Below are 12,865 nucleotides of genomic sequence, written 5' to 3' on the forward strand. Positions count from 1 at the left end.
CCTAATTATTCACTTCATCGTTTTCTTCACGTTTGTAAATATACATCTGCTGAGTTTTAAAGCCAAACCCAATAGGCTGAGTATCGTTAACTAGCTGAATTTTACCATCTACTATTTTTAAATTAGGCCCAATAATTTCAATTGGTCTAAACGGATTCTCTGCATTTTTGCCTTTTATGCCTGGGCCAATTAAATAAAATTGGCTTTGTACGTCAACCGTTGTGTCATCGTCGCATTTACCGTCTGAATTACCGTCAACACAGGAGGCACCAAAATAAAGTTGCGGCGTATCAGGGACTTCATAACTGGTGGCAAATTTTAACTCATCATATACTTTAGTGCCGTAATGCAAATGAAATGCATATAAAGAGCCACCGCCACCGGTTAACGAACATTGGTTTAGTCCAGTATCCGATGCAGGACTAAATGAAGTAAAATACGCAACGCCTCCTACCACGGTTGCCGCAGCAAGCGATTTTTCGCCGGGCGATAACGTATAATGCCAGCCTTTAAATGTATTTGTCAGTTCAACTTCTAGATTTATAAACTCACTAACATTACTTAATGCATTACCAAACTTATCTTCATTCATCGACATTAAATCTGTAAATAAAATAGTTTCAGGAGCGTTACTTTTAAATGATTTTGTGAGCGTATTTTCATCTCTTATCATAAAAAGCTCATCGGCTGTGGTTGAGTTTATAGGGTTAGTGCGATTACCACTGCCAATAACGATGGCGTCGTAAGGAGTTTCAACACGTGAAGTAACGCCCTCTTTTTGAGTCACTTTACTAAATATAGTTCGCGCTATGGCTGGTTTATAAAAAAAGCGCCTGTCTTTACCATCAGCAAGCGATGCAAGTTTAAAGTGACTAAATTCATTTGTTTGACTACTTGGCATATCAACACGCCAAATGTCGCCACCAGTATCTGCTGCGTAAATTCTATCAATATAGCCATCGTAATTAGAGTCAAGTAATGTAACGTCTGCGGCAATACTGTGTTTACCAGTAAAGCTATTGTTACTGCGTAATGACCAAAGCTTTTTACCGGTTTTAGCATCAACAATAAACACATCTCGACCCATTGAGTCTGCATCGCGTTTATTCCCTTTGTCTTTATCTTTAATGGTGTCGTAGCCTCCACCAAAAATCAAAACGGGCTTATCACCAAAGGCTTTTATAAACGCAACTTGTGGTTTCGACCAAGACTGACCAAGCTCTTCAAAACCTGAATCTACCCCGCCTTTAATACTCCACATTAAAGAAGGTGAGTCAGGCTTAGTAATATCTAACCCATAATAATTTCTACCGCCACGTCGCATGCCTGCAAACGCCCATACAGTATCACCTTTACCAGCATTAACAATGCCATCATTAATACCATCTTCATCTAAACTTTCATTTTTAGAGTACACGCTAATAGGGCCATCCATACCATATTTTTTTCCGGCCTCTTTGGCTCTAAGCGGCTTAATAATATTAAATAACGCTGAAGGTATGAATGCCCAGCTTTCAGTTACTTCATTCTTACTATCATCATCTTTAAACATGTGTAAAAAGCCTGCGTTTGTACCGACAAGTATACGAACATCATTATTACCATAATCAATCGCCACAGGTTTTGAATGTAAAGGGTCGCCAAAAATGTCAGCTCGCTGGGTGCTTGTAGTATTCTCATTATCAACATCAACACCACGTGCCCAGTTTATTGTTGAATCAAGATCGCTTTTAGGCACATTAAAAACACCAGCAGCTTTTTCTTTGTCACCATAAACTTGCACTAGGTTAGATATATTAAATACCCCAATATCTGAAATTAATTTACGCTTACCCGGATCTAAACTTGTCAGCATCGCATTAACTCCACCGCTTTCAACGGAGTTGCCATCAGCTAAATTGCCCTTCGTCCAAAATGTTTTAGCGTCTTTTTTAATTAATCCGTCACTATTTAATGCAAGCGTTGATGTAGAGTCTATGAGTTTATTTCCCATCACTTTTATTTTTTTTAAATTACCACGCCATCGTGTTCCAACTTCAGGATAAAACATAGCGAGATACACCGCATCCTTACTACGGGTCTGATCGACATTGTTACTTGCAAAAGAAGGCGATGTAAAGGTGCTGTTTTCTTCTCGTATTAAGGTAATGGTATTTTTAAGTGCAGAGGTAAGAGTAGCGGCTGTATCTGCTTCAAAATAATCGCCACCGCCAACTTTAGCTGCCTCCTCCAATAGTTCAAGTGCATCTTCATCCATCCCTCCACCAAAGCCAATAGTAAATAACCTTGCAGTATCAATCGTTTCAGTAGTTTGAGGATATAAATCAACATCAGTATTATCGTTGCCATGTAAAATTTTGGCTAGCGCTACTAAATAACTACGATAACTCCCAAAAGATCCCGCATTACTTTTAAAAACGTTATTATAGGTACTCTTTATACTATTATCTGCTTCATCATCATTCTGAGGTTCGCCGTCGGTCATTAAAATAATATTGATGGAGTTATCACAGCGCAGCGAATTTTCGTTGTTTTTTCTAAAAGGCGACTCATACTTTTGGCTATTTTCTGCACTTGTGTCTCTATCATCAACATTTTTTGCAAACTTAAGGTTTTGCCCTGAAATGTATAAATACGCTTCCCATAATGTTTCTGTTAAGGGCGTTGAGCCATAAGCAGGTAATTCATTAATTCTATCAACCAACGTATCTTCGTCTGTGCCAACTCTAGCAAGCACATAACCACCACCAGGTTCGTTACCTGCGTTATAATTAAAACGCATTAAACCAAAGTCAATATCATTATTGTCCTTTATTAAACCTTTTACAGCTCTTTTTGCAACCTCAAGCCTTGTTCCACTTTCAACTTCATCAACACAACTTGGTTGATAGTTTCTGTTACCAATATTTATATAACATTGTTCATTATATTCGTTGTAGCTATCTTTACTTTCATAACAGCTTGGTAGTTGTTCATAATAAGGAGGAAACCAAAGAAACCCCCTCCTTTTTATAAAACAACGCTCGCTTGTGCCTGCTGATGTAACTTCCTCATCCATACTTCCTGACGTATCAAAAATAAACAATACCCGAGGTTTTTCATCTACATTGACATCTTTATTTACATACAGCTCTATGTCTTCAGCTTTGCTCGGCGCTGTAAAAAAAAGGCACATAAAATAAGTAAATATAATACTTGCTGCTAGTTTCATGTTAAATCCCCTTACCTTTATCGGCCATTTCTTGCGCTATACCCGTTACAACTGTTAGCTGGTGCTTGCTCTTAGAGCCATATTCAATAGTAGTGGTGACTTGCATCATGTTGCAAACGACCCCCTCTGTAGGGTTGTATCTACGCGGGCAGTTAAGCTCCATTACTCCCTTATTTAAATTGGTCATGGCACTTTGCATACCATCATGAGTAGCTATCGTTTTCCATTGCTCAGGGATCTCGTTCTTAGTTAAGAAAAACTGGCTAGCGCCGCCTTTATTAGCCTCTTGTGCTATCACTCGTTGAACCTCGCCGACTAGCATGTTTTCTGCCACTTCCCGCTCTTGTGCTGCATTGGTAATTTTAATGTCGATGGTACTGCTACTCATTAATGTAACGGCAATACCGGTTACTGCTATTACCATAATTAGAGCAGTAATAAGCACTACTCCCTTTTGCTTATGCTGTGTAGGTGTGTGTGTTACATACGCCATAAATTTGCCCCTACATTATTTAAACGAATAGTGGTAGTAAATACAGTACGCCTATAGTTATCAGTAACTTCAAGCTTACGCGCGTTTTCATCTTCACCGAGTGTATATATTTGCTTTTTGCTATTTATGCTTGGATCGGGTCGCAATGTTCTTACTAATAAAAATAGCTGCACGGTTAAAATACCTTGTTGATTGCCCCACTCAGCTGCAGTCATTTTGTTTATGCTGCGATACGAATCGACCTTGCCATTACCATTAGTATCGAGACCAAAAATAAAACGCATATTTTCAACCCCTTCCATGATTGTTTCGGTGGTCATACCGTTGCCAGTTAGGCGTTTTCGCATCAATGCGGGCACTGTTAGTTTTTTATTATTTACGGTATAAGTTTGTTCGCTAATATAATAAACATGGTGGCTGTAAGGCCACACAGTGGCATTGACATTAAGTGTGTTGGCATCAACCTGATCTTTGACAAAACGAGCAAGTTCTTGTTCGGCCACAAAATAATAATCATTATTAGCTGTTTCGTTAACCGCGTTAGTTACATCTAATTGGTGCCCTTGCACAAACTTAATTTGTAAAATATCAGTGCCCGATACAGGGTTATTAACACAATTAAGTTCACTTGGACTTGCCGCTGTTTTTGCATAAAGGGTTTTAAAGTTACTACTGCTGGTTAAATCAGGAAAACTGCCATTGTTGAGACCTTCAAAGCAATCACCTGTTGGACTTGCTAATGATGAGGTGTTTATTGCAGTAAATGAATTGCCATAAAATGTGCCCCAAAAGCCTACTTGTTCTATATCGCGTTGCATAATATTAATCGCTAAACGCCCTGACTCTTGCAGTTCACCTATTGCCATGGTGCTTTTGGTGGTTGTTTTCATACCAATATAAGTAAACATGACGCCACCTAAAATTAGCCCGCCGATGAACAAAGAGATCATCATTTCAATGAGTGTAAAACCTGCTTGCCTCATTTTAGCTCCTAACATAAACATAGCTGGTAAGTACTACTACACGGCGTTTTTTATCAGCTGTTCCGCAATCAATATTTGCTGTATTTTCATTTGCAGTGAATTCTTGCCTACCCTGCCATGATACAATTACTTCAATGTTAAACGCTTTACCGCCAGAGCCTGCTACCGCTTCGGGATTAACACACACGGTTGCATCATCAAGAGACCCTGTATTTTCACGAGCACGAATGGCACGCTTCCATTGCTCTATGTCTAATACAGCGATTTGCGCACTGCTACACGAATCTGTAAAGCAAGTATTGGATGAATTTAAAGTTGTTTCACTCGTAAAGTTGCCTTTATACTGAGTTACAAGCGCTGAGGTATCATTAACACGTATACGTTGAATAATATCGTTACCTAATGCCACAGCAGCGGCACGTTGCATTGAATCAAAGCTTGCTTGTTTTGCTTTTGCTTGCAGGGCTACAGCCCCCAATAAACCAAAGCTAAGAATAATAAACGCAATCAGGACCTCAATAAGGGTAAAACCTTTTTGCAATTTAAACGTGCTCAAAGACATAGTAAAACCAAATAATAATTATCTGATACTAAGTGTATGCAATAAAAAAATAGATTCAACTAGGACCACGACCAACGGTTAATTATGTTGATAAGCGGTTAATAGGTCGGTGTGCTAAAGTACGCTTTTTACGCTTTTGAGCGCTCGACGACTAACAGCTAAAAAAGGTGAACACCCTTTGAGTTCAATAACATGTTGATGGTTTTTAAGTGTATGGAGTGCCAAAATTTTATTTTTATTCACTAAGGTATTTCGATGAATTCGCAATAAGTGACGAGGATATTGCATTTCAAGTTGCTTTAAACTGTCTTCGATTAGAGCCTCCCCACCATCGAACACGACTTTGGTATACTTTTCCTGTGCATAAAAATAAAAAACATTTTCTATTTTTATACTTCTTACGGTGCCTGCTAATTGATAGGTTATTTTTTCTGTTTGTTGCTGTTGCAGGTGTACTCTGTTTAAACGTCCTAGCTGTTGTAATGCATGTTGCAAACTTTTTACTGATATAGGTTTTACTAAATACCCAGCTGCATTTAGTTGCAGTGCATCAAGTGCATGCTCAGGGTGAGCGGTTATAAAAATAATCGCAGGGGGAACCGCCAAGCAATTGAGTTGATTAGCCACTTCGATGCCATTTAAGCCTGGCATGTCAACATCTAAAAACACTAAATCAGGCTGAAGCTCTTCTATTTTCATTAAAGCGTCATTGCCATTATCGGCCTCACCTTGCACATGAATGAATGTATGGCTTTGACCAAGTAAACGCTTTAAGCGTGCTCTTGCTAAGGGTTCATCATCTACAATCAGTACATTCATAACATGTTCTCTGTTTGTTTTGGGATAACCACTTTAACTCTAAATTTATTTTCTTTGTTGGTTATAGTCAATTGCGCCCGACCTTTATAATAAATACTTAAACGAGAACGGATATTATCAATTGCCATACCGTTATGCTCTCTAGTATTAGCAGTTTCAGTAGATACAGGGTTAGTTACAATCAAGGTTAAATAATGTGTTGTAACATGCAACTCAATACTAATGGTAGCACCACTTTGGCTTGGCTCAATGCCATGACATACTGCGTTCTCTACCAAAGGTTGTAATGTTAGATATGGAATATATAGCGCAGGGAGATGTTCTGGTAATAACCACTCAACCTTTAAGCGCTCTGCAAATCGCCATGATTCAAGCGCAATATACTGTTTAGTTAATGTTATTTCATCACTGAGTAATACACTTTGACCTGAACGCATTGCAGCTTGAGACAGCGCTGCCAGTGCTAAAATTGCATGCTCTGCAGCCTCAACGTCATGATGCGTTAATTCTGCCGCCGTATTCAAGCTATTATATAAAAAGTGGGGTCGGATCCGTGCCTGCAAAGCATCAAGTTCTGCACGAGAAAGTGCTTTGGTTTGCTGCTCTTTTTCAAAATGAATAAGCAAAAATTGTACAAACAGTAAGGTAAGCAAAAATACAATAATGCAATTACGCAGCACAAAAAACGTCAGTTGTTTTTCGTTTTCAATATCAAAAGCAATATGAGAAAACACCAGACTAAATACAGCAGTACTGAGACTATATGAAGCAATAAAAAAACTGATCTGAATAAACTGAGTCTGTTTTACGAGTAATCGACGGCAAAGATATAAAAAAGAGGTACTGACCAACACAGTTACATGAAGAAACAAACTGATCCCCCCCAAATGCAGCCATATATCACCGCCAGCATTAGGAGCAAAAGCTAATATAATAGCCACAACTTGTGTCACTACGAGGGATGCAAGCACACCACGCTCATTAAAAAGGGCCGAAAAAAGTAACGCATCTGGTGACAGTTGCTTACCCATTCCAACCCTCCTTTTATGAACTATCTCTAAATTAACGCAGCTCTACTGGTACAGCAAAAACGATGTTTTCTTCTTCACCTGGGTTCTCGGTTACTTGCGTGCCACCAAGCTCTTTTAAGCGAGTAATGACTTGCTGAACTAATACCTCAGGAGCTGAAGCACCGGCAGTCACACCTACACTATTGATACCATCAAACCATGACGCTTCAACATTGCTGGCATCATCAATTAAATAGGCTTGCGTCCCCATTTTATCTGCCAGCTCTCGTAAGCGATTAGAGTTGGAGCTATTTTTAGCACCCACAACTAATAGCACATCGACTTTGTCTGCTAAGTCACGTACCGCATCTTGACGGTTTTGAGTTGCATAACAAATATCATCTTTACGTGGGCCATCGATTGCAGGAAATTTACTACGTAAAGCATCAATCACATCGGCAGTATCATCTACAGATAGAGTTGTTTGGCTGCAGTAAAAAAGATTATCCGCATTTTTTACATCAAGCTTTAATACATCATCAACCGTTTCAACAAGGTAAATTCCACCTTGCTCGTTATCGTATTGACCCATGGTACCCTCAACCTCAGGGTGTCCGTGGTGACCAATTAAGATGCATTCAATACCTTTTTTACTAGCACGCGTTACTTCCATATGCACCTTAGTCACTAACGGACAGGTTGCATCAAATACTTTTAACTCTCTGCGTTTAGCCTCTGAGCGAACAGCCTGAGATACACCATGAGCGCTAAAAATAACAATGCTGTCATCTGGAACCTGATCTAGTTCTTCGACAAACACGGCGCCGCGATTTTTTAAACCATCGACTACATAACGGTTATGCACCACTTCGTGTCTTACATAGATTGGTTTTTCAAAAATATCTAAAGCGCGCTCAACAATACTAATTGCGCGGTCAACACCGGCGCAAAAGCCTCGTGGATTAGCTAGTAATATTTCCATTAACCTTGTACCTCAATAATATCAACCTCAAACGTTAAACGTTGACCCGCTAAAGGGTGGTTAAAATCGATAGTGACAGACTCACCTTGCACTTCACGAACCAGGCCTGGAAGCTCAGTACCATCAGGTTGAGTAAAGGCAATAATCGCCCCTACTTTAGCCGGTGTTTCTGCACCAAACTTACTACGATCTACATAATAAATATTATCTGGATTGGGTTGACCAAAGGCATCTTCAGGCTCAAGCTCAAATGTTTTGCTTTCACCCGCAGTTAGGCCAAGCAAACATTTTTCAAAGTTAGCGGTTAAACTGCCATCACCCATAGTGAGCTTGGCAGGTTTGTTATGCACTTTTGTTGAGTCAGCGGCAGAGCCATCTTCTAGTTTAATAGAAAAATGAAAAATAACGTCTGAGTTTTCACCAATTACAGCTTGGCTCATGCTTTATGCTCCTTTGGTTCTTCGCCTGTAAAGGCGTCAAATAGTAATAACGCAGCGCCTACACAAATAGCACAATCTGCAATATTAAATACGGGGAAATGTGAGTCTTCGTAAAACACATGTAAAAAGTCAATAACGTAACCATAAGCAACACGGTCGTATAAGTTACCAATAGCACCCGCTAACACTAACGAGTATGCACCGCACAATACTTTATTAGACGCAGGAAGGCGCTTTAACCACCATATCAACAAACAACTAATTGCAATTGCTATTACACTTAAAAACCAACGTTGCCAGCCACCCGCTTCGCTTAAAAAGCTGTAAGCTGCACCGTAATTATGTACATAAGTGATACTAAAAACAGGCAGTAGATTAATTGACTCACCATAGGCCATGGTGTTTACAACCAGTGTTTTACTGGCAAAGTCTATTACTAGTAGTAATAGACTCAACCAAAGCCACACTAAACCACTTTTTTGGGCTAGTTTGCTCACTAAAAACAACTCCTAAGCGAATTGACGCTTTTCACCTTCACCGTCAACGTTACTAACACAACGACCACAGATTTCAGGGTGCGCAGGTTCAATACCTACATCTTCACTATAATGCCAACAGCGCTCACACTTTTTAGCATCAGTTGCTGATACGCTAATGTATAAACCTTCAATTTCGGTTGCTTGTGAATCTGCAGGCTGGCTATCTACCTCAGTAACATTTACAGCTGAAGTGAGTAACACAAAGCGAAGTTCATCACCTAGTGCAACCAGTTTTGCAGCAAGTTCTTTACTTGCAAACAGGTTAACCGTTGCTTGCAACGTAGCGCCAATCACTTCTTCTTTACGTGCAGCTTCTAGCAGACGGTTCACTTCGTCACGCACATTTAAAATAGCTTGCCAATCTTCATTACTAAACTTGGTCGTAGTTGGTGCTTGTAAGCCCTCATACCAAGTTGAAGTAAATACATAGTCACTGCGCTCACCTGGAAGTGCTTCCCAAATTTCTTGTGCTGTAAAGCTCATGATTGGTGCCATCCAACGCGTCATCGCTTCAGCAATGTGGTACAGCGCGGTTTGACAAGAACGACGTGCATGACTGTCGCTTTTTGCCGTGTACTGACGATCTTTTATAACGTCTAAGTAGAACGAGCCTAACTCGCCGGTACAGAAGTTCATTAGCTTTTGCGTCACTAATAGCATTTGGTAGCTATCGTACGCCGCTAAAATATCATCTTGTAACTGTGCAGCACGCCCTACAATCCACTTATCAAGCTCAACCATATCATCAATAGCAACTTGATCTGTTTTTGGATCAAAACCGCTAAGGTTAGCAAGTAAGTAACGGCTAGTGTTACGAATACGACGGTAGCGATCTGCTGAACGTTTGAATATTTCATCTGATACCGTCATTTCTGCCGTGTAATCAGTTGATGCTACCCATAAACGTAAAATATCAGCGCCTAGTTTATTCATCACGTTTTGTGGTGAAATAACATTACCTAATGACTTAGACATTTTGCGGCCGTTTTCATCAACCGTAAAGCCATGCGTAAGCACTTGCTTATATGGTGCATGACCATTAATTGCCACTGAGGTCATCATTGATGACATAAACCAACCACGGTGTTGATCTGAACCCTCTAGGTATAAATCAGCAGGACCGGTTAAATCTTCACGCGCATCAACAACACAGGCATGCGTTACACCTGAGTCAAACCAAACATCGAGTGTGTCTTGCACTTTCATGTATTGTTGTGCGTCTTCTTCACCTAGTAAAGTAGCTGGCTCTAGGTCATACCATGCTTGAATACCTGACTTTTCAACAAGCGCTGCTGCTTGTTCAATCAGCTCTTGAGTATTTGGGTGTAATGCACCCGTGTCTTTATCAACAAACAATGCAATAGGAACACCCCACGTACGTTGACGTGAAATACACCAATCAGGGCGGCCTTCAACCATGTTAGCAATACGGCTTTCGCCCCATTCAGGTAACCATTGGGTATTTTTAATTTCAGCCAGTGAATCTTGGCGCAAGTTAGCCTGATCCATGCTAACAAACCATTGTGGTGTGGCACGGAAAATAATAGGTGTTTTATGGCGCCAGCAATGTGGGTAGCTGTGCGTTAATGCATGATGATGCATTAGGGCATTATTTTCTTTTAATACCTCAATTACACTCGCATTGGCTTTAAACACATGTTGACCGGCAAATAATTCAGTATCAGGTAAGTACACACCGTTTGCGCCAACAGGGTTAGCTACTTCAAGGTTGTACTCAAGACCAGCCACAAAATCTTCTTGACCATGACCTGGTGCAGTATGCACGATGCCCGTGCCAGAATCTGTCGTTACGTGCTCAGCAACAATAACAGGAACATTAAAGTCGTAAAAAGGATGTGCTACAGTTAGGTTTTCAAGTGCTGCGCCTTTAACATAGCCAAGAATATGGAAATGGTTGAAACCAAAACGATCCATCGCATCTTTAACCAGCTCAGAGCCTATAATAAGACGTTGCTGAACGCCTTCATCTTCTACTTGTACTAGCGCGTATTCTAAATCAGCATGCACAGCTACCGCACGGTTTGCAGGCAAAGTCCATGGTGTTGTAGTCCAAATAACGGTACCTACGCTACCTGTTCCTGTATGGCCAGCCGCCAAATCAAACGCATTAATTACTGCATCTTGATCTGTAAAAGTAAAACGTACATCAATAGCTGGAGATTGTTTATCTTGGTATTCAACTTCTGCTTCAGCTAATGCTGAACCACAATCTGTACACCAATGCACAGGCTTAGCGCCTTTATGAAGGTGACCATTTTTTATAATGCGGCCCAGTACACGAATGGCATTAGCTTCAAAGTCGAAGTTCATGGTTAGGTAAGGTTTATCCCAATCACCAAAAACGCCTAAACGTTTAAAGTCTACTTTTTGGCCTTCCACTTGCTTTTTAGCATAGGCACGACATTTCTCACGAAACTCTGCCGCAGTTACCTTAACACCGGGTTTACCAACTTTTTTCTCAACCATTAACTCGATTGGTAAACCATGACAGTCCCAACCTGGTACGTATGGCGCATCAAAGTCTGATAAAGTTTTAGACTTAACAATAATATCTTTTAATATTTTATTTACTGAGTGGCCTAAATGGATATCGCCGTTTGCATACGGAGGGCCGTCATGCAAAATGAAAGTTTTTTTACCTTTCTTCGCGCTGCGAATTTGACCATATAGGTCGTCTTCATACCATGCTTTAAGCATTTTTGGTTCACGTTGTGCCAAATTGCCACGCATTGGAAACATTGTTTCCGGTAAATTCAAAGTATGTTTGTAGTCGCTCATTAATCCTACTTTCCGTTTCTATCGGCTACCTAATTTAAACCAAAACACTGCTTAGCGGCGGCAACATCGGTTGCTATTTGTGCCGTCAGTTGTGTTAATGTCTCGAATTTTTTCTCATTGCGGAGTTTTTCAATTAACTCCACATGCATAAATTGTCCATAAATATCTTGTGCAAAATCAAAAAGATGAACTTCTAATAAAGCACGAGTTCCATTAAACGTGGGTTTGTTTCCAATGTTAGCCACCCCAAAAACTTGCTTTCCTGCGATCATCACTTGAACCGCAAATACACCATTGACCGGACAAACTTGACGTTTTAGTGCAATATTTGCCGTTCTAAAACCCAGTTCGCGGCCTTTTTTCCAGCCATGAATAACACGTCCAGATATTGCATAATTATGCCCAAGCATAACTTTTGCACTAACTAAGTCACCTTCAGCAAGCGCTTCTCGTATCAAGGTACTGCTTACTCTAGCATTTAATTGCCTAAAGCTGGCAGTGCTTTTAACACTCATTCCCACTTGGGTCCCCATAGTTGCCAATAAACTAAAGTTACCTTGGCGCTGTTTACCAAACCTAAAATCATCACCAACCGTTAATGCTTTAACGCCCAGCTTTTTAATTAAAATATCGCTAACAAACTGCTCAGCATGCATGTTTGCAAAAGCCTGATTAAAGCTAATACAAATAACGCGTTCAATTCCTAAATTACTCAATAGACGAAGTTTATCACGCAGTCGAGTCAACCTAGCTGGAGCGTTATTTTTTGCAAAAAACTCCTGTGGCTGAGGCTCAAATAACATTACGGTGCTGGGTAAATTATTTTCTTTTGCATCAGCTAAAAGCCCTTTTAATACGGCAGCATGACCCAAATGAACACCATCAAAATTACCAATGGTCAGCACACAACCAAAGTGTTGTGGGCGTATATTGTGTATACCTCTAATTAACTCCATGCCACCTAATGCCTTTTTCAGCGAGCGATAAAATGCGACCTCGGGCCGCAGAGTGTCCGATTATAATCTTT

General features: G+C 40.2%; 11 protein-coding genes. All 11 read right to left on the reverse strand.

Translation table 11 applies throughout. The features are described from left to right. Nucleotide 1 precedes the first annotated feature (1 nt). The 11 genes from QL989_RS05020 to ribF all read right to left on the reverse strand — a co-directional run bounded on the left by QL989_RS05020 (nucleotide 2) and on the right by ribF (nucleotide 12,794). The gene (locus tag QL989_RS05020; protein ID WP_290168913.1) at nucleotides 2-3,175 is read right to left on the reverse strand and encodes a PilC/PilY family type IV pilus protein; all 3,174 of its coding nucleotides are present in this window, start codon (nucleotides 3,173-3,175) and stop codon (nucleotides 2-4) included. A 37-nt stretch (nucleotides 3,176-3,212) separates the two neighbouring features. Beyond that, nucleotides 3,213-3,704 carry a pilus assembly protein PilX gene (locus QL989_RS05025; protein WP_290168746.1) on the reverse strand — a complete coding sequence of 164 codons (492 nt, stop codon included), beginning with the start codon at nucleotides 3,702-3,704 and terminating at the stop codon, nucleotides 3,213-3,215. Beyond that, nucleotides 3,692-4,687, reverse strand: a complete 996-nt coding sequence (locus QL989_RS05030; protein ID WP_290168749.1) for a PilW family protein — start codon at nucleotides 4,685-4,687, stop codon at nucleotides 3,692-3,694. The genes QL989_RS05025 and QL989_RS05030 overlap by 13 nt, the downstream gene beginning before the upstream one ends. 1 nt (nucleotide 4,688) lies before the next feature. Further along, nucleotides 4,689-5,249 carry a type IV pilus modification protein PilV gene (pilV, locus tag QL989_RS05035; protein WP_290168751.1) on the reverse strand — a complete coding sequence of 187 codons (561 nt, stop codon included), beginning with the start codon at nucleotides 5,247-5,249 and terminating at the stop codon, nucleotides 4,689-4,691. Between the two features lie 114 nt (nucleotides 5,250-5,363). After that, on the reverse strand, nucleotides 5,364-6,068 hold the full coding sequence (locus tag QL989_RS05040; RefSeq protein ID WP_290168753.1) for a LytTR family DNA-binding domain-containing protein: 705 nt from the start codon (nucleotides 6,066-6,068) through the stop codon (nucleotides 5,364-5,366). After that, nucleotides 6,065-7,099: a histidine kinase gene (locus tag QL989_RS05045; protein ID WP_290168755.1), complete on the reverse strand. Its 1,035-nt coding sequence runs from the start codon at nucleotides 7,097-7,099 to the stop codon at nucleotides 6,065-6,067. The genes QL989_RS05040 and QL989_RS05045 overlap by 4 nt, the downstream gene beginning before the upstream one ends. A 31-nt stretch (nucleotides 7,100-7,130) precedes the next feature. Further along, the gene (gene ispH / locus QL989_RS05050; protein WP_054202112.1) at nucleotides 7,131-8,060 is read right to left on the reverse strand and encodes a 4-hydroxy-3-methylbut-2-enyl diphosphate reductase; all 930 of its coding nucleotides are present in this window, start codon (nucleotides 8,058-8,060) and stop codon (nucleotides 7,131-7,133) included. Then, the gene (fkpB, locus tag QL989_RS05055) at nucleotides 8,060-8,500 is read right to left on the reverse strand and encodes an FKBP-type peptidyl-prolyl cis-trans isomerase (protein WP_010391275.1); all 441 of its coding nucleotides are present in this window, start codon (nucleotides 8,498-8,500) and stop codon (nucleotides 8,060-8,062) included. Before fkpB ends, ispH begins: the two co-directional genes overlap by 1 nt. Then, a complete protein-coding gene (gene lspA / locus QL989_RS05060) occupies nucleotides 8,497-8,997 on the reverse strand; it encodes a signal peptidase II (protein WP_290168758.1) in 501 nt (166 codons plus the stop codon). Before lspA ends, fkpB begins: the two co-directional genes overlap by 4 nt. 12 nt (nucleotides 8,998-9,009) lie before the next feature. Next, nucleotides 9,010-11,838: an isoleucine--tRNA ligase gene (gene ileS, locus QL989_RS05065; RefSeq protein ID WP_290168760.1), complete on the reverse strand. Its 2,829-nt coding sequence runs from the start codon at nucleotides 11,836-11,838 to the stop codon at nucleotides 9,010-9,012. A gap of 29 nt (nucleotides 11,839-11,867) precedes the next feature. Then, a complete protein-coding gene (gene ribF / locus QL989_RS05070) occupies nucleotides 11,868-12,794 on the reverse strand; it encodes a bifunctional riboflavin kinase/FAD synthetase (RefSeq protein WP_075170608.1) in 927 nt (308 codons plus the stop codon). Between the last annotated feature and the right edge of the window lie 71 nt (nucleotides 12,795-12,865).

The organism is Pseudoalteromonas sp. APC 3224, from assembly GCF_030407535.1.
GTDB lineage: Bacteria > Pseudomonadota > Gammaproteobacteria > Enterobacterales > Alteromonadaceae > Pseudoalteromonas.